The sequence below is a fragment of the Streptomyces sp. ASQP_92 genome, assembly GCF_025399895.1.
Taxonomy (GTDB): Bacteria; Actinomycetota; Actinomycetes; order Streptomycetales; family Streptomycetaceae; genus Streptomyces.
In genome coordinates, this window is the sequence record NZ_JAODUA010000003.1 from 454,477 (window position 1) to 472,440 (window position 17,964).

At 72.0% G+C, this 17,964-nt stretch carries 14 protein-coding genes; 7 read left to right on the forward strand and 7 right to left on the reverse strand.

The window, feature by feature from the left end; genetic code table 11:
- The first annotated feature begins 8 nt into the window (after positions 1-8).
- Together N4G70_RS11590 and N4G70_RS11595 are read left to right on the forward strand one after the other, a co-directional pair.
- Entirely contained in the window at positions 9-1,022 is a 1,014-nt protein-coding gene (locus N4G70_RS11590; protein ID WP_261712462.1) for an ATP-binding cassette domain-containing protein, read from the forward strand.
- Complete coding sequence (locus N4G70_RS11595; RefSeq protein WP_261712463.1) at positions 1,019-1,864, forward strand: ABC transporter permease; 846 nt, start codon at positions 1,019-1,021, stop codon at positions 1,862-1,864. Before N4G70_RS11590 ends, N4G70_RS11595 begins: the two co-directional genes overlap by 4 nt.
- A gap of 67 nt (positions 1,865-1,931) precedes the next feature.
- Here the strand turns inward: N4G70_RS11595 and greA are convergent, their stop codons facing one another.
- Complete coding sequence (gene greA / locus N4G70_RS11600; RefSeq protein ID WP_261712464.1) at positions 1,932-2,429, reverse strand: transcription elongation factor GreA; 498 nt, start codon at positions 2,427-2,429, stop codon at positions 1,932-1,934.
- A gap of 225 nt (positions 2,430-2,654) precedes the next feature.
- Entirely contained in the window at positions 2,655-3,056 is a 402-nt protein-coding gene (locus N4G70_RS11605; RefSeq protein ID WP_261712465.1) for a DUF4307 domain-containing protein, read from the reverse strand.
- Positions 3,057-3,184: 128 nt separating this feature from the next.
- Here N4G70_RS11605 and mca point away from each other — a divergent pair, with 128 nt between their 5' ends.
- Together mca and N4G70_RS11615 are read left to right on the forward strand one after the other, a co-directional pair.
- Positions 3,185-4,066: a mycothiol conjugate amidase Mca gene (mca, locus tag N4G70_RS11610; RefSeq protein WP_261712466.1), complete on the forward strand. Its 882-nt coding sequence runs from the start codon at positions 3,185-3,187 to the stop codon at positions 4,064-4,066.
- Positions 4,059-4,304: a hypothetical protein gene (locus N4G70_RS11615; RefSeq protein WP_261712467.1), complete on the forward strand. Its 246-nt coding sequence runs from the start codon at positions 4,059-4,061 to the stop codon at positions 4,302-4,304. Before mca ends, N4G70_RS11615 begins: the two co-directional genes overlap by 8 nt.
- Positions 4,305-4,377: 73 nt before the next feature.
- On the opposite strand, the gene N4G70_RS11620 is transcribed toward N4G70_RS11615, so the two are convergent.
- Positions 4,378-7,623, reverse strand: coding sequence for a tetratricopeptide repeat protein (locus N4G70_RS11620; RefSeq protein WP_261712468.1), 3,246 nt, complete (start codon positions 7,621-7,623; stop codon positions 4,378-4,380).
- A gap of 113 nt (positions 7,624-7,736) precedes the next feature.
- On the opposite strand from N4G70_RS11620, the gene N4G70_RS11625 reads away from it, so the two are divergent.
- Positions 7,737-9,761 (forward strand): thioredoxin domain-containing protein, encoded by a 2,025-nt coding sequence (locus N4G70_RS11625; protein ID WP_261712469.1) that lies wholly within the window; start codon positions 7,737-7,739, stop codon positions 9,759-9,761.
- Between the two features lie 1,014 nt (positions 9,762-10,775).
- On the opposite strand, the gene N4G70_RS11630 is transcribed toward N4G70_RS11625, so the two are convergent.
- Positions 10,776-11,456, reverse strand: coding sequence for a hemolysin III family protein (locus N4G70_RS11630; protein ID WP_261712470.1), 681 nt, complete (start codon positions 11,454-11,456; stop codon positions 10,776-10,778).
- A gap of 296 nt (positions 11,457-11,752) precedes the next feature.
- Here N4G70_RS11630 and N4G70_RS11635 point away from each other — a divergent pair, with 296 nt between their 5' ends.
- Positions 11,753-13,576 carry a phosphoenolpyruvate carboxykinase (GTP) gene (locus tag N4G70_RS11635; protein ID WP_261712471.1) on the forward strand — a complete coding sequence of 608 codons (1,824 nt, stop codon included), beginning with the start codon at positions 11,753-11,755 and terminating at the stop codon, positions 13,574-13,576.
- A 299-nt stretch (positions 13,577-13,875) separates the two neighbouring features.
- On the opposite strand, the gene N4G70_RS11640 is transcribed toward N4G70_RS11635, so the two are convergent.
- The 3 genes from N4G70_RS11640 to N4G70_RS11650 all read right to left on the reverse strand — a co-directional run bounded on the left by N4G70_RS11640 (position 13,876) and on the right by N4G70_RS11650 (position 16,359).
- Positions 13,876-14,262, reverse strand: a complete 387-nt coding sequence (locus N4G70_RS11640; protein WP_120727791.1) for a hypothetical protein — start codon at positions 14,260-14,262, stop codon at positions 13,876-13,878.
- Between the two features lie 113 nt (positions 14,263-14,375).
- Positions 14,376-15,587, reverse strand: coding sequence for a pyridoxal phosphate-dependent aminotransferase (locus N4G70_RS11645; RefSeq protein WP_120721702.1), 1,212 nt, complete (start codon positions 15,585-15,587; stop codon positions 14,376-14,378).
- A 250-nt stretch (positions 15,588-15,837) separates the two neighbouring features.
- A complete protein-coding gene (locus tag N4G70_RS11650; protein WP_261712472.1) occupies positions 15,838-16,359 on the reverse strand; it encodes a hypothetical protein in 522 nt (173 codons plus the stop codon).
- Between the two features lie 108 nt (positions 16,360-16,467).
- On the opposite strand from N4G70_RS11650, the gene N4G70_RS11655 reads away from it, so the two are divergent.
- On the forward strand, positions 16,468-17,904 hold the full coding sequence (locus tag N4G70_RS11655) for a cellulase family glycosylhydrolase (RefSeq protein WP_261712473.1): 1,437 nt from the start codon (positions 16,468-16,470) through the stop codon (positions 17,902-17,904).
- Positions 17,905-17,964 lie beyond the last annotated feature (60 nt).

The window sequence follows — 17,964 nt, forward strand, 5'->3', positions numbered from 1 at the left end:
GTACTCACATGCCAGGCGCCATCTACGCCGAAGGCCTGGTGAAGACATTCGGCAACGTAACGGCTCTGGACGGCGTGGACCTCGATGTCCCTGAGGGCACGGTCCTCGGCCTGCTCGGCCCCAACGGCGCCGGAAAGACCACCACCGTGCGCGTCCTGACCACTCTGCTCCAGCCCGACCGGGGCAAGGCGGTCGTCGCGGGCATCGACGTCCTCAAGCATCCCAACGAAGTCCGCCGCTCCATAGGCCTCTCCGGCCAGTTCGCGGCCGTCGACGAATACCTGACCGGCCGCGAGAACCTCGAGATGGTCGGCCGGCTCTACCAGATGAACAGCAGGGCCGCGAAGGTGCGCGCGGGCGAACTGCTCGACCGCTTCCACCTCGCGGACGCCGCCGACCGCCCCGCCAAGACGTACTCGGGCGGCATGCGCCGCCGCCTGGACCTCGCGGCCGCCCTGGTGGTCTCGCCGCCCGTCATGTTCATGGACGAGCCGACCACCGGCCTCGACCCGCGCAACAGGCAGCAACTGTGGGAAGTCATCCAGGAGTTGGTCGCCGGTGGCACCACCCTGCTGCTCACCACCCAGTACCTCGAAGAGGCCGACCGCCTCGCGCACGACATCGCCGTCGTCGACCACGGCAAGGTCATCGCGCGCGGCAGTTCCGACCAGCTCAAGGCCCGCACCGGCGGCGAGCGCGTCGAGGTCGTCGTCCACCAGAGCGACCAGATCACCCCGGCCCGCGACGTCCTCGCCGGGTTCGGCAAGGGAGAGGTCAAGATCGAGACGCACACCCGTCAGCTCACCGTCCCGGTCACCGGCGGCGCCAAACTGCTCGCCGAGGTCATCCGTGAACTCGACGCCCAGGGCGTCGAGATCGACGACATCGGGCTGCGCCGCCCCACCCTCGACGACGTCTTCATCTCGCTGACCGGCCACGCGGCCGAGACCGCGAAGGACGACGACGCCGAGGGCGCCGAAGGCCGGACCCCCGCCAAGGGACGCAAGGAGGACGCCAAGTGAGCACCCTCACCGACGCCGCGCCCGCACCCCGGGCCGGCGGTGGCATCGGCGGATCCGTACGGGACTCGCTGGTCGTCGCCAAGCGGAACCTCATCCGCATGACCCGCATCCCGGAGATGGTCATCTTCGGGCTCATCCAGCCGATCATGTTCGTGGTGCTGTTCAGCTACGTCTTCGGCGGCTCGGTCAACATCGGCGGCACCACCGACGCGGGCGCCTACCGCGAGTTCCTGATGGCCGGCATCTTCGCGCAGACCGTCACCTTCGCCACGGCGGGCGCCGGCGCGGGCATCGCCGACGACATGCACAAGGGGCTCATCGACCGCTTCCGCTCGCTGCCCATGGCGCGCGGCGCGGTCCTGACCGGCCGCACCCTCGCCGACCTCGTGCAGACCACCCTGACCGTGGTCGTCCTCGCGATCGTGGCCCTCCTGGTGGGCTGGCGCATCCACAACGGCCTGCCCAAGATGCTGGGCGCCTTCGCCCTGCTGCTCCTGCTCGGGTACGCGTTCTCCTGGATCGGCGCGCTGATCGGCCTCTCGGTCCGCACCCCCGAGGCGGCCACCTCCGGCGGGCTGATCTGGCTCTTCCCGGTCACCTTCATCTCCAACGCGTTCGTGAACACCTCGGGGATGACGCCGTGGCTGCGGCACATCGCCGAGTGGAACCCGTTCAGCGCGACCGTCCAGGCCTGCCGCAAGCTGTTCGGCAACCCGGGCGTGGTCGACTCCGGCGCCTGGCCGATGCAGCACCCGGTTTGGGCCTCGCTGGCCTGGTCGCTCCTGATCATCGTGGTCTTCCGCACCCTGGCGGTCCGCAAGTACCGCTCGGCCACGGCCTGACCCGGCCGACACGAAGCCCCCGGCCGCTCAAGGGCGGCCGGGGGCTCTGGCTGTGCTGGGGCGGGAGTCAGCCGTTGAACGGGACCGCGGCCAGGATCTTCACCGAGGCCTTGTTGCCGTTGGGCAGCTCGTACTCGGCGTCCTCGCCGACCTTCTTGCCGTTCACCCCGGAGCCGAGCGGCGACTGCGGCGAGTACGTCTCGATCTCCGTCGAGGCGTACTCGCGGGAGGCCATCAAGAACTCCAGGGTGTCGTCCGGGTCGCCGTCGAAGGCGATCGTGACGAGCATGCCGGGAGCGACCACGCCGTCCGCGGCGGGGGCCTCGCCCACCTTGGCGTGCTCCAGGAGCTGGGTGAGCTGGCGCACCCGGAGCTCCATCTTGCCCTGCTCCTCCTTGGCCGCGTGGTACCCGCCGTTCTCCCGGAGGTCACCCTCCTCACGGGCCGCCGCGATCTTTACGGCGATCTCCGTGCGCGCGGGACCAGACAGGTACTCCAGCTCGGCCTTGAGCTGGTTGTACGCCTCCTGGGTCAGCCAGGTGACGTTGTCGCTGGTCTGGGTCACAGGTGCTCCTCGTCGGTACTGGGAATAACAAAGCATCGCCCTACCCAGAAGCATGTGCCTTGTTGGGTGGGCGAAACCACGAGCCTAACAATTCAGGCGCCGTAGGGGGAGGACATAAACCGCTAGAACTTCATCAACGCAGGTCAGCGCGGGTGCTTCGGCAACGTTGATCATTGACGTCAGCAGTACGGCGCCGCCCGGGGCCGGCGTCGGCCCCGCGGGGGGTCAGTCGGACTGGCAGCCGACCAGGTCGGCGGCGGTGGCCCGCGAGGTCGTGGTGATGGTGACGACCCTGTCGATCTGCTTGACCGGCTCGTCGAAGCGGAAGTCGGCCCGGCCCACGTCGTCGCCGCTGGTCTGCTGGGCGCGCAGGGTGCAGGTGCCCTTGGCGTTCTTGTCCTTGACCACTTCGAGGTGGACCTCGACCGAGGTGTCCGAGACCACCTTGAACTTGATCACCTGCGCGGAGAGCGACTGGCCGCCCACGTAGTCGAAGCCGATCCAGGCGATCACACCGAGCAGTGCGACGGCGAGGGCCGCGCCGACGATCTTCAGCTTGCGGTCCGCGCGCTGGTCCGCCGAGCGCCCGTAGCGGCCCTGGGGAAGCTGCTCGCGCACAGCGGCCATGAGTCGTCCTCCTGCTGGTGGGGGTCGCCGGAATTTTCCGCCCCCCGATTCGGTCACTATAGAAGCCGCCCATTGCGCCGATCACAGAGGGCGCCGAATTCACTTACTGAGTCATCGAGGATCTTGTCTTGACTGAGCAGCTGCGACTGATGGCCGTCCACGCCCACCCCGACGACGAGTCGAGCAAGGGCGCGGCGACCATGGCGAAGTATGTGTCCGAGGGGGTGGACGTGCTGGTCGTGACCTGCACGGGAGGCGAGCGCGGCTCCATCCTCAACCCGAAGCTCCAGGGCGACAAGTACATCGAGGAGCACATCCACGAGGTCCGCAAGAGAGAGATGGACGAGGCGCGCGAGATCCTCGGCGTCCGCCAGGAGTGGCTCGGCTTCGTCGACTCGGGCCTGCCCGAGGGCGACCCGCTGCCGCCGCTTCCCGAGGGCTGCTTCGCCCTGGAGGACGTCGACCTCGCGGCCGGCCGCCTGGTGCGCTCCATCCGCCATTTCCGTCCGCAGGTCATCACGACGTACGACGAGAACGGCGGCTACCCGCACCCCGACCACATCATGACCCACAAGATCACGATGGTGGCTTTCGAGGGCGCGGCCGACACCGGGAAGTACCCCGAGGCCGAGTTCGGCCCGGCCTTCCAGCCGCAGAAGCTCTACTACAACCAGGGCTTCAACAAGCCGCGCACGGTCGCGCTGCACGAGGCGCTGCTCTCCCGCGGCATGGAGTCCCCCTACGGCGAGTGGCTGGAGCGCTGGAAGGAGTTCGAGCGCGCCGAACGCACGCTGACCACGCACGTTCCCTGCGCCGAGTTCTTCGAGATCCGGGACAAGGCGCTGATCGCGCACGCCACGCAGATCGACCCCGACGGCGGCTGGTTCCGCGTGCCGCTCGACCTCCAGAAGGAGGTCTGGCCGACCGAGGAGTACGAGCTGGCGAAGTCGTTCGTGGACACTTCCCTCCCCGAGGACGACCTCTTCGCCGGCGTGCGCGACAATGCCTGATATGAGCGCAAGCCTCGCAATGACGCACTTGGTCCCGCTGGCCGAGGAGATCAACAACGACAAGGTGACGCCCGGTGTGCTCGGGTTCATCGTCTTCGCCGCCCTCGCCCTGGGCGTGTGGATGCTGATGAAGTCGATGAACCGGCACATGGGCAAGGTCGACTTCGAGGAGGCCCCGGACCCGTCCGAGGCGACCCCGGCGACCGCCGGGGCCAAGGGCGCACCGAACAAGGTCTGACGCGGACCGGTCGCCCCCGCCCCGGCGGGGGCGACCGGTCTGTCGCCGACCGCCGACGTGAGGGCGGCAGGGCTCAGCGCCCCGCCTCCACCGGCACCCCCATGACCTCGCGGGCGTGCCGGTCCGGGACCATGCCGAGCTGCCAGGCCTGCCAGCCCGCCTCCAGGGAGATGCCGCGCTCCAGCATGAGGGCGTAGGCCTGCGCGCAGTCCTCCAGCTTGGCGTCGCGGGCGCCGTGCCCGGCGCGCAGGAGCTGGGCCACCTCCTCCTGGGCCACCGCCGTGCCCACCTCCACCCCGCCCGCGCCCGCGTACGGCAGCAGCGTGCAGCGCAGAAAGCGGGACCAGTCGCCACCGCGCCGGTCGTCGTACGAGGCGAACAGTGCGGTCGCCTCGTCGCACAGGGCGAGGGCCGGGCCCGGACGGTTGTTGCCCGCGTCGATCAACGCCAGCTCCAGACAGGTCCAGGCCTCGCCGTGGGCCACCCCGATGCGGTGGAAGTCGGCGCGCGCGTCGACCAGGAGCTGCCGGGCGAAGCCGGAGTTGCGCAGGTTGCCGGTCTGGGCGGCGCGCTGGTCGCGGGTGACCCGGCCCGAGTGGTGGCGGGCGCAGGCGAGCCCGTACACGTCCCGCATGCGCGAGAACATCGTGCGGGCCCGCTCCAGTTCGCGCACCGCCTGGTCCCGGTCGCCGCGCTCCTCCAGGGCCTGCCCCAGGTAGTACAGCGTCCATGCCTCGCCGCGCGCGTCCTCCTGCTCACGGTGGCGCGCCAGGGCCTGGTTCAGGCCGTCGACGGCCGCCTGGGCGTCGCCGTCGACGAGGCGGGCCCGGGCCCGCTGGGTCAGCGCCCAGGCCTCGCCGCGGCCGTCGCGGGTGCGCCCGTACAGATCGAGCGCGGTGTCCAACTCGCCCTCCGCACGCGCCACTTCACCGGTCCGCAGATACAGCTGGCCGAGCTGGAAGTGGGTCCAGGCCTCGCCGTGCAGCGACTCGTTCTCGCGGTGCAGGGCGAGGGCGGCGTCCAGCAGGGCCAGCGCGCCCGACAGATTCGCGCGGTCGCGCTCCACCGCCGCGAGCGCGTGCAGCGACCAGGCCCGGTCGCCGGCCAGCTCCTCGCCGGACTGGAGGTCGATCGCCTCGCGCAGCCGGGCCGCCGCCTCGGCCAGATTGCCCTGGTGGTGCAGGGTGATGCCGAGCGAGCACAGCGCCAGGGCCTGGCCCGCGTCGTGATGGGCCTCGCGATAGAGGGTGACCACCGAGGACAGCGTCGTACGCGCCGTGTCGAGCTCGCCGAGCTGACGGGCCGCGATGCCGGTGCGCCACTGCACCGACCGCACGAGCAGGCCCTGGTCGACTGCCTGGGTCAGCTCGCTGATCTCGCCCAGGCGGTAGAGGTCGCCGCGCAGCAGGCAGTAGTCGCACAGCGCGCCGAGCAGGCTGAGCACGGCCTCCTGGTCGACGCCCTCGGCCTGGCGCAGGGCGGCGGTGATGAAGCTGGACTCGTCGTCCAGCCAGCGCAGCGCCGCGTCCAGGGACGGGAAGCCGTGCCCGCCGAACTGGCCGGCCCGCGTCGACATCTTGCCGTCGACCATGCGGCCCACCGCGTCCGCGAGCTCCGCGTAGTTGCGGATCAGCCGCTCCTGCGCGGCGGCCCGCTCGGCCGGCTCCTCCTCGTCGGCGAGGCGGGCCTGGGCGAAGGACCGTACGACGTCGTGGAGCCGGTAGCGGCTGCCCCGCACATGGTCGATGAGGCCCGCCGTGGCGAGCGCGGTGAGCTGGCGCTGGGCCTCCTGCTCGTCGGCGGCGAGCAGGGCCGCGGCGGCCGCCGCGCCGAGCGAGGCCCGCCCGGCGAGCGCCAGTCGGCGCAGCAGCCGGCGGGCCGGTTCGGACTGGTCGGTGTAGCGCAGCCACAGGGCGCGTTCGGTGGGCGCCACCGGGCCGTACGCCCCGAGGTCCGCGGCCAGCGCGCGGGCCGAACGCGGCCCGAGCGAGGACCCGGCGATGCGCAGCGCCAACGGGAGCCCGCCGCACAACTGGCGTACCGATTCGGTCGATTCGGCGTCGTAGGGGCCCGTCTCCTTCTCCTCGGCGGCCTCCCGCAGGAGCTCCTCCGCGCCCGCCGCGTCCAGCGGCTCGACCGGCAGTTGGTGCACCCAGGCCGGGAAGTCGGCGGGCAGATCGAGTGGCCGGGTCGACGTGACCAGGACCAGGCCCTCGGAGCGTTGCGGCACCAGGGTGCGCACCTGCTCCACGTCGTCGGTGTCGTCCAGGACGACGGTGACGGGCAGGCCCGTCAGATGCTGGTGGTAGAGCTCGGCGAGGCGGCGCACCTGCTGCTCGGGGGACGACCTTCCCCGAGGACCCGACTCGGCGCGATCGGGGGCGGCCCCGCCCCGGAACAGGAGCTGCTCGCGCGGCGCGCCGAGGCGGTTGAGCAGGTGCAGCAGCGCGTCCCGGGTCGGCAGCGGGCCCTCGCCCGCCGGATTGCCGCCGCGCATGTCGACCAGGCAGGCCCCGCGGAACTGGTCGCGCAGGGCGTGCGCGGCGCGGATCGCGAGGGTGCTGCGGCCCGAACCGGGCGCGCCGTGCAGGACCACGACCACCGGGCGGGTCTCGGTGGAGGCGCGGGCGGCCTGCACCCACTGTCCGATCCGCGCCAGCTCGGCCCGCCGGCCCGCGAACGGGCCCTGGGGGTCGGGCAGATGACCGAAGGACTGCTCCAGGACGGAGCGGCGCCGGGCCGCCGCGCTCTTGTCCGTGCCGCGCAACTGCGTGGGCACCTTCTTCTGCGGCACCTTGGGGCTCACCGCCCGCTGCTGGTCGAGGAACGGACGGATGCCCCGCACCTCCAGGGCGGTCAGCCACTGGAGACGCAGCTGCTCCGGGCCGCCCGGCTGGCCCAGCGCCCCGGCCCTGCGATGGGCGGCGGGCACGTGCGAGGCCGTCACCTTGGCGACCGTCCCCGCGGCCCCGGCCACCAGCACGGCGGCCCCCGCGCCCACCGCGCCGCCCGCGCCGAGCCCCAGGGCCAGGTCGACGACCACCGCTGCGAGGGCACCAACACCCGTCGCCAGCAAGGCGGTTGAGCCGCCGTCGCGGGTGAAGCGCTCCCCGAAGGAGAGCTGTCCCGCCGCCGCCTCGTCCAGTGCCTGCGTATAGGCCGCGTACTCCTCCGCGGCGCTCCCGGCCAGCGCGTCGAGCGCGCCGCGGCCCCGGGCGAGCAGCGTGTTCGCGTCGGACCGCCCGCCGGAGCGCCGTACCTCTTCCTCCACGGCCCGTACCAACAGCCGCTCGGCCTCGGCCCGATGGCTGTCCCGCATGTGCGTCCCCCTCCGAGAGCCCGACGTCCGCCTGCGTCCCCAAGTGTCGTGGGTGACGCGCGTCGGCGCGAGGGAGTCGGCGGATCATCTCCCGTGTGGGGGAGTATGGAGTCATGCCGAACCGCCTGGCCCATGAGACGTCCCCCTATCTCCTGCAGCACGCCGACAACCCCGTCGACTGGTGGCCCTGGTCGCCCGAAGCCTTCGAGGAGGCCCGCGAACGCGGGGTTCCGGTGCTGCTCAGCGTCGGTTACAGCAGCTGCCACTGGTGCCATGTCCTCGCCCACGAGTCGTTCGAGGACGAGGTCACCGCGGCCTTCATGAACGAGCACTTCGTGAACATCAAGGTGGACCGCGAGGAGCGGCCCGACGTGGACGCCGTCTACATGGAGGCCGTGCAGGCCGCGACCGGCCGGGGCGGCTGGCCCATGTCCGTCTTCATGACCCCGGACGGCGAACCCTTCTACTTCGGCACCTACTTCCCGCCCGAACCCCGGCACGGCATGCCGTCCTTCCGGCAGGTCCTCGAAGGCGTCCGGGCCGCGTGGGCCGACCGGCGTGAGGAGGTGGCCGAGGTCGCCGAGAAGATCACCCGCGATCTGGCGGGCCGCGAACTGGACCACGGCACGGGCGGGCTGCCCGGCGAGGAGGAGCTGGCCCAGGCGCTGCTCGGGATCACCCGGGAGTACGACCCGGCGAGCGGCTGGCTGGGCGGCGGCGACACCAAGTTCCCGCCCGGCATGGTCATCGAGTTCCTGCTGCGCCACCATGCGCGAACCGGCTCCGAGGCGGCCCTGGAGATGGCCGAGGGCATGTGCGAGACCATGGCCCGCTCCAGCCTCTACGACCAGCTCGGCGGCGGCTTCCACCGCTATGTACTGCGCCCGCGCCCGCAGGCCACCCTGGTCCCGCACTTCGAGAAGATGCTGTACGACAACGCCCTGCTGTGCCGGGTGTACGCGCATCTGTGGCGGGTCACCGGCTCGGATCTGGCCCGCCGGGTCGCCCTGGAGACCGCCGACTTCATGGTCCGCGAGCTGCGCACCAACGAGGGCGGGTACGCCTCCGCGCTCGACGCCGACAGCGACGACGGGACCGGGCGCCATGTGGAGGGCGCGTTCTACGTGTGGACGCCCGCGCAGCTCACCGAGATCCTGGGCGAGCAGGACGGCCTCGCCGCGGCCCGGCGCTTCGGGGTGACCGAGGAAGGCACCTTCGAGGAAGGCGCCTCCGTCCTCCAACTTCCGCGGGACGGCGGGGAGTTGACGGATGCCGCCCGCGACGGGCTCCTCGCGGCGCGTGAGCTGCGCGAGCGGCCCGGGCGCGACGACAAGCTGGTCGCGGCCTGGAACGGCCTGGCCATCGCGGCGCTCGCCGAGGTCGGCGCGCTCTTCGACCGCCCGGACCTCGTCGAGCGCGCGACCGAGGCGGCGGATGTGCTGGTACGGGTCCACATGGACGCCCACGCCCGGCTGGCCCGGACCTCCAAGGACGGTCAAGTGGGCGCCAATCAGGGGGTGTTGGAGGACTACGCCGACGTCGCCGAGGGCTTCCTCGCGCTCGCCGGGGTCACCGGGGAGGGGGTCTGGCTGGAGTTCGCCGGCTTCCTGCTCGACATCGTCCTGGACCAGTTCGTCGGCGAGCAGGGCGTCCTGTACGACACCGCGCACGACGCGGAGCGGCTCATCCGCCGGCCCCAGGACCCCACGGACAACGCGACGCCTTCGGGGTGGACGGCCGCGGCCTCGGCCCTGCTGTCCTACGCGGCGCACACCGGATCCTCGGCGCACCGGGAGGCGGCGGAGTCGGCGCTCGGGGTGGTCCGGGCGCTCGGGCCGCGGGCGCCGCGGTTCATCGGGTGGGGGCTCGCGGCGGCCGAGGCGCTGCTCGACGGGCCCCGGGAGGTCGCCGTCGTGGGCGCGCCCACGGACCCGCGCACGGGGGCGCTGCACCGTACGGCGCTGCTGTCGGCCGCGCCGGGGGCGGTGGTGGCGGTGGGGGTGCCGGGGGGTGAGGAGTTTCCGCTCCTCGCGGATCGGCCGTTGGTGGGTGGGGGGCCGGCGGCGTACGTGTGCCGGCGGTTCGTCTGTACGGCCCCGGCGACGACGCCGGAGGCCCTGGCAGCGGCCCTGACCTAAGGGGCTCCGCCCCGGCCCCGGGGGGGCGTTTTCCCACCCACCCGCCCGTGCGGCGGGGTTGGCTGGTTCCGGGCCCCCTGGGGCTCCGCCCCAGACCCCGGGCCCTTTGCCCACCCGCCCGCCCGTGCATCGGGTTGGTTGGTTCGGGCCCTCCTGGGGCTCCGCCCCAGACCCCGGGCCCTTTGCCCACCCGCCCGCCCGTGCATCGGGTTGGTTGGTTCGGGCCCTCCTGGGGCGCCGCCCCAGACCCCGATCGCGCCTTAAGGGCGCTCGTCCTCAATCGCCGGACGGGCTGAAGGTGCCCCAGCACCGAGTGGTCAAGGGGCGCGATGGCGGCCCGAGGTCCCCGACGCGGGCCGGCACCGGGCACTTAAGGGGCGCGGGGAACTGCGCGACCAGCCACCCACGGTCCGCGGAGGCAGTCGGGTTTTCTTAGGGGGCGAGGAACTGCGCGACCAGCCCCCCCCCCACGGCCGCGGACGCAGGCGGGTTTCCTTGGGGGGCGCGGGGAACTGCGCGACCAGCCCTCCACGGTCCGCGGACGCAGGCGGGTTTCTTGGGGGCGCGGGGAACTGCGCGATCAGCCGTACACGGCCCGCGGACGCAGACGGGTTTCCTTGGGGCGCGAGGAACTGCGCGACCAGCCCCCCCCACGGCCCGCAGCCGAAAACAGGTTTTAGGGGCGCGGGGAACTGCGCGAAAAGCGACCACGGCCCGCAGGATCGAGAGGGGCTAGGGGCGCGGGGAACCGCGCAGGGGCCCAGCCGCAGCCAGGGGCGCACCGTGGGTGGGGCGCCGATGGAGACGTGAGGGAGGGCACCGGCACAACCCACACCGCCCCGCGCGACAGCCCGCCCCCGCCAGGGCAAACCGCTCGCCCCCGCCAGGGGGAACCGCCCACCCCCGCCAGGGCAAACCGCCCGCCCCCCGCCAGGGGGACACAGGCCCCGCCCCCGCCAGGGGAACCGCCCCCCGCCAGGGGAAACCGCCCGCGCTCCCCCTCCCCCCGCGGAGCTACCCGTGCTGACGAACCACCAGCAAAATCCCCACATAGTGGGCGACGTACGCCGCCAGCGTCAGGGAGTGGAACACCTCGTGGAAGCCGAAGAACGCCGGTGAGGGGTTGGGGCGCTTGAGGCCGTAGATCACGCCGCCCGCGCTGTAGAGCAGGCCGCCGACGATGATCAGGACCAGCACGGCTATGCCGCCGGTGCGGGCGAAGTCGGGGAGGAAGAAGACGGCGGCCCAGCCCATCGCCAGGTAGCAGGGGGTGTAGAGCCAGCGGGGGGCGCCGATCCAGAAGACGCGGAAGGCGATGCCGGCCACGGCGGCCGCCCAGATCGCCCACAGCAGGACCCGGCCGGTGGAGCCGGGCAGCAGGAGCAGGGTGAGCGGGGTGTAGGTGCCCGCGATGATGAGGAAGATGTTGGCGTGGTCCAGGCGGCGCAGGATCGCCTCGCCGCGCGGGCCCCAGGTGCCCCGGTGATAGATGCCGCTGGTCCCGAAGAGGAGACAGGCGGTCAGGACGAAGATCCCGCAGGAGATCCGGGCCGTGGGGGAGTCCGCGAACGCGATGAGCGCCAGGCCCGAAATCAGTACGGCTGGGAACATTCCGGCGTGCAGCCAGCCGCGCATCTTGGGCTTCACCATCTGTGTCACCGGGTCGATCGCGTGCTCCGTCACCTGATCAGTCATGGTCCGAATGCTACCTACGGCTCCGTAAGTTACGCATAGGTACGGGGTGTTACCGAGCGTCCGGCGGTCGGCGGGTAAGTGAACGGCAAATGGCAGTTAAGAAGGCGGTAAGTGGTGATGCTCACGTGAGAGGCCCCCTGGACATATGGGCGAACGACGCGGAAGATCAGATGAGTGCGGTCGGCACCGGATGAGCGCCAAAGGGATCCACGGGGTCAAGCATCCGGGTCGCAGCCCCCACGGGGCGGCAATGAAGTAGTACGTCAACCCCTCCAGACCCTCATCAAGGAGCGATCGTGGCGCGCGATATCGCGGCTCCCCTCTCTGTCCCCACCAAGCACCAGGAACTGATCTCGTGGGTCAACGAGATCGCGGAACTGACCCAGCCGGACAGCGTGGTCTGGTGCGACGGATCCGAGGCCGAGTACGAGCGCCTGTGCGGGGAGCTCGTCGCCAAGGGCACGTTCAAGAAGCTGAACGAGGCCAAGCGCCCCAACTCCTACTACGCCGCCTCCGACCCCCGTGACGTCGCCCGGGTCGAGGACCGTACCTTCATCTGCTCCGAGAAGGAGGAGGACGCGGGCCCGACCAACCACTGGAAGGCCCCCGCCGAGATGAAGGACGTCTTCGCGGGCGAGAAGGGGATCTTCCGCGGCTCGATGCGCGGGCGCACGATGTACGTCGTCCCGTTCTGCATGGGCCCCGTCGGCTCGCCGCTCTCCGCGATCGGCGTCGAGATCACCGACTCCGCGTACGTCGCCGTCTCGATGCGCACCATGACCCGCATGGGACAGCGCGTCCTGGACGAGCTCGGCACCGACGGCTTCTTCGTGAAGGCCGTCCACACCCTAGGGGCGCCGCTCGCCGAGGGCGAGGCGGACGTGCCGTGGCCGTGCAACACCACCAAGTACATCTCGCACTTCCCCGAGTCGCGCGAGATCTGGTCCTACGGCTCGGGTTACGGCGGCAACGCCCTGCTCGGCAAGAAGTGCTACGCGCTGCGCATCGCCTCGGTCATGGCGCGGGACGAGGGCTGGCTCGCCGAGCACATGCTCGTCCTGAAGCTGACGCCGCCGAACGGCGAGGCCAAGTACGTCACCGCGGCCTTCCCGAGCGCCTGTGGCAAGACCAACCTCGCCATGCTGGAGCCGACGATCCCCGGCTGGAAGGTCGAGACGATCGGCGACGACATCGCCTGGATGCGCTTCGGCGAGGACGGCCAGCTGTACGCGATCAACCCCGAGGCCGGCTTCTTCGGCGTCGCGCCCGGCACCGGCGAGCACACCAACGCCAACGCCATGAAGACCCTGTGGGGCAACTCGGTCTTCACCAACGTCGCGCTCACCGACGACGGCGACGTGTGGTGGGAGGGCATGACCGAGACGGCGCCCGCGCACCTCACGGACTGGAAGGGCAACGACTGGACGCCCGCCTCCGACACCCCGGCCGCCCACCCCAACGCCCGCTTCACCGTGCCGGCCGGGCAGTGCCCGACCATCGCGCCGGAGTGGGAGGACCCCAAGGGCGTGCCGATCTCGGCGATCCTCTTCGGTGGCCGCCGCGCCTCCGCGGTGCCGCTGGTGACCGAGTCCTTCGACTGGAACCACGGCGTCTTCCTCGGCGCGAACGTCGCTTCCGAGAAGACCGCCGCCGCCGAGGGCAAGGTCGGCGAGCTGCGCCGCGACCCGTTCGCCATGCTGCCGTTCTGCGGCTACAACATGGGCGACTACATGGCCCACTGGGTCAAGGTCGGCGCCGGCGCGGATGCCGCCAAGCTGCCGAAGATCTACTACGTCAACTGGTTCCGCAAGAACGACGCGGGCAAGTTCGTGTGGCCCGGCTTCGGTGAGAACAGCCGCGTCCTGAAGTGGATCGTGGAGCGCCTCGAAGGCAAGGCCGAGGGCGTCGAGACCCCGATCGGCATCCTGCCGACCAAGGAGTCCCTGGACACCGACGGCCTGGACCTGCCGGAGGCCGACCTCGACTTCCTGCTCAAGGTCGACACCGAGGTCTGGCGCGAGGAGGCCGCCCTGGTCCCCGAGCACCTCAACACCTTCGGCGACCACGCGCCCAAGGAGCTGTGGGACGAGTACCGCGCGCTGGTGTCCCGCCTGGGCTGAACCGCCCCGAAACCCCCTCCGGTCACGGCCGCCTGTCCTGGCCCGGCCGGAGGTGCTCGCGGCGGGTCGGTTCGACATCCGCCCTGACCTGTGGGGTCACTCGTGACCCGCCGCGCGAAGGCCGGCCCCCGGAGCCCCCTCACGGCTCCGGGGGCCGGCCCTTTTTCACGTACGCCGAGGGGCGCGAACAGCACGGGCGCCGACGCCAACTCGGGCGCGGCGTGCGGTACTTGGGGATGTGTGGCACCCGGTCCGCGGACCTCCGCGGCTCGCGGACCGGGGCCGAACAGGGGGCCGCGTCAGGCGGCGGTGGGCAGCGCGTCGGCCGCGGCGTGGGCGTCCATGCGCTCGGCCGCGAGGATCGCGGCGGCGGTGTCGGCGCGGGAGGCGGCGACCAGAAGGGCGCGGCCCGCGAGCGCGTGGGCGCGCGTGTGCAGGGCCTTGGGGTCGGCGCCGCTGAGCCCGGCGTGGCGCACCGGCGGCAGTCCGCCGCGCAGCCGGGCGATCTGCCGTGCGATGGCGTCCCCGGCCTCGGTGAGGCCGAGTTCGTCGGTGACGGCGAGCAGTGCGGAGAGGTGTCCGGCGAGCTGGATGTCCAGCTCCTCCTCGCGGGAGCGGTGCGGGATGCGGGTGTCGTCGGCGGCCACCGTGCTGTGGACCGACTTGGTGCGGATCGGCTCGTACATGCGCATGGCCTCCTGAGTGTTTCAGGAGGCCATCCTAGCTTAGATTCTGTCTAAAGTTGAGGCGGGGACAGCCGGGGCTCGGCGACCGGTCGCCGAGCCGGATTCGGCCGCCGCTACATCTGGCTGTAACCGTCCAGGAAGGTCCCGATCCGCGTCACCGCGTCCGCCAGATCCTTGGTGGACGGCAGCGTCACGATCCGGAAGTGGTCGGGCTCCGGCCAGTTGAACCCGGTCCCGTGAACCACCATGATCTTCTCGGCCCGCAGCAGGTCGAGGACCATCTGCCGGTCGTCCTTCACCTTGTAGACGTTCGGGTCCAGACGCGGGAACAGATACAGCGCGCCCTTCGGCTTCACACAGGTGACCCCGGGGATCCGCGTGAGCAGCTCGTACGCCGTGTCCCGCTGCTCCAGGAGCCGCCCGCCCGGAAGCACGAGCTGCTCGATCGACTGCCGGCCGCCGAGCGCGGTGGCCACCGCGTGCTGGGACGGCATGTTCGCGCACAGGCGCATGTTGGCGAGGATGGTCAGGCCCTCGATGTACGAGGAGGCGTGGGCCTTCGGCCCGCACACCGCGAGCCAGCCGGAGCGGTAGCCCGCCACCCGGTAGTTCTTGGAGAGGCCGTTGAAGGTGAGGACCATCAGGTCCGGGGCGATCACGGCGGTCGGGGTGTGGGTGGCGCCGTCGTACAGGATGCGGTCGTAGATCTCGTCCGAGCAGACGACCAGGTTGTGGCGGCGGGCGATCTCGGTGAGGCCGCGCAGCATCTCGTCGTCGTACACCGCACCCGTCGGGTTGTTCGGGTTGATGATGACGATGGCCTTGGTGCGGTCGGTGACCTTGCGCTCGATGTCGGCGAGGTCCGGCATCCAGTCGGACTGCTCGTCGCAGCGGTAGTGCACGGCGGTGCCGCCCGCGAGCGAGACGGAGGCCGTCCACAGCGGGTAGTCGGGGGCGGGGACGAGGACCTCGTCGCCGTCGTCGAGCAGCGCCTGCATCGACATCTGGATGAGCTCCGAGACGCCGTTGCCGAGGTAGACGTCCTCGACGTCGAGCTCGATGCCCTTGGTCTGGTAGTGCTGCATCACCGCGCGCCGCGCGGACAGCAGGCCCTTCGCGTCGCCGTAGCCGTGCGCGCCCGACAGATTGCGGAGGATGTCCTCCAGGATCTCGGGCGGGCACTCGAAGCCGAAGGCCGCCGGGTTGCCGGTGTTCAGCTTGAGGATGCGGTGGCCCGCCGCCTCCAGGCGCATGGCCTCCTCGAGCACCGGGCCCCGGATCTCGTAACAGACATTGGCGAGCTTGGTCGACTGGATCACCTGCATGACGGCCACCTTACGACCGTGTTTCGCGGGGTGCCTCGTGATTAGGGTCCGCTCGGGCGTGCGTCCCCCGGGGCGGGCTTCCATCGCAATGCGGCGGGGTCGGGCGGGCCGGGGGAATGCGGGGCGCCGGGCGCGGCCTGGCTTGGAATGGGGGTGCGGTCCGGGAGTGGTGAGATCTTCCCCACCCCGCTCCTTCCGGGCCCTGGGAGGGGGTGAGCCGGCTGCGGCCGCCCCGGACCCTCCCAGGGGCTCAGGGATTCGATGGGCGCGCCGGGGCCGGGCCCGCCAGGGCCGCCACCGCCGTGAGCCAGCCGAGCCCCGCGCCCCAAAGGGCCCCGAACACCGCGCCCGCCGCCGCGTAGAGAAGCCAGCCGAGCGTGCCAGCGTCGACCAGGCGGGCCGTCACCAGGCCCCGCCACACCCCGGCGGCCGCCGCGCCCGCGATCAGGGCCGTCCAGCCCGCGAGCAGTCGGCGCGGGCGGGACGCGGTCGGGCGCAGCCGCACATGGCGGCGCATGCGCAGCCCGGCCACCGCCGTCAGGACCGCCACCGCGAAGTCCTCGCAGAGCAATTGCGTCCACCCCGTACTTCCCAGCGGCACCGCGCGCAGCGCGGGCACGGCGAGCGGCACCCCGAGGGCGCTCGGCACGAGGGCGGCCCCGCCGTGCGCGGTGAACGCGGTCAGCACCGGGGTGAGGCCCAGGAGCAGGGCGAGCAGCAGGCAGAGCCCGGTGACGGCCGCCACCGCCGGTTCGATTCTGGGCAGACGCATGGCCGGACCCTAGGGCACCCGGCGACCGATGAGAAGATGCTGAACAAGCCTCAACTATGGCTGTGAGCAGGGGTGTTGAAGGAGCCACGAACCCCCTAGAGTCCGGCCATGCGGCTACGGGCGATCGGATGGACGGCGGCGGGCGCGGCGGCGGCGATGGCCGCAGCCCTCCTCGTGGCGGTGGGACCGGCCCGGGCGGGCCCCGCGCCCACCGCCACCGGCCACCGCTGGATCACCGACGACCAGGGCCGCGCGCTCGTCCTGACCGGTCTGAACACCGCGAGCAGCGCCAAGTCGCGGCCGGACGGTCTGCCCTGGATCAAGGAGGCCGATGTGCGGCGCGAAGCGGACGCGCTCGGCTCGGACTTCGTCCGCTTCCTCATCCAGTGGCGCAGCGTGGAGCCGACACCGGGCACCTACGACGACGGCTACCTCGACCGGGTCGCCGAGCGGGTGCGCTGGTACGGGGCGCACGGCTTCCGCGTCATGCTCGACATGCACCAGGACGTCTACGGCCCGGCCGTCAAGGGCAACGGCGCGCCCGCGTGGGCGACCGAGGCGGAGGGGCTGCCGGTCGCCGACCGGGACCAGTGGGAGCTCAAGTACATCGAGCCGGGCACCGTGCGCGCCTTCGACAACTTCTGGGGCACGCGCGGGGCGAGCCGCGATCTGCGCGCGCACTACACGGCCGCCTGGGCGCACGTCGCCGGGCGGTTCGCCCACGAGACCGCCGTCGTCGGCTACGACCTGATGAACGAGCCCTTCGGCGGCAGCGTCCAGGGCCCCGCCTTCGAGGCGGGCCCGCTCGCCGCCCTCTACCGCCGGACCATCACCGCGATCCGGGCGGTCGACCACGACTCCTGGATCTTCGTCGAACCCGAGGCGGTCAGCGCCAACTGGGGCCTGCCCAGCGCACTTCCGTATCTGTCCGACCCACGCGGCGAGGGCGAGGCGGCCCGCATCGTGTACGCGCCGCATCTCTACCCCCTGCCCATGGACCTCGGCGGCGGCTACACCGCCGGCACCGGGAGGTGGGTGGACCGCACGCTCACCTCCTGGCGCGAGCAGACCGAGAAGACCGCCCGCCGGCTCGGCGCCCCCGTGCTCATCGGCGAGTACGGCCTCGACGCGACACTGCCCGGCGCCCTGGAGTACATCGCCAGGGTGCGGGCCCTGGCCGACTCCATGGGCGCGGGCACCGCCTACTGGTCCAACGACCCCGGATCCTGGGCGCCTTGGGACCGGGACCTCAGGCCGACCCCGCTCCTGCCGGCCCTCGACCGGCCCGCCCCGAGAGCCATCGCGGGTGACCCCATCACCTACGCCTGGGACGAGCCGCTCCGCACCCTGGCGGTGAGCTGGCGGCCGAAGGAGGGTGTGCGCGGCGACACCGAGGTGTATCTGCCCGCCCGCTTCTTCCCGCACGGAGGTGAGGTCACGGGCGCCACCGCCGGGGCCTGGGACCCCACGACCCGCATCCTGCACATCGCTTCGGGAACGCCGGACACGGGGGAGGTCTCGGCGCGGATCCGGCCACGGGCGTGAGGCGCCCGGGTGCGCGCGCGAAGGGATTGAGCCACGTCCGACGCGGCGCGGTTGTGCCGG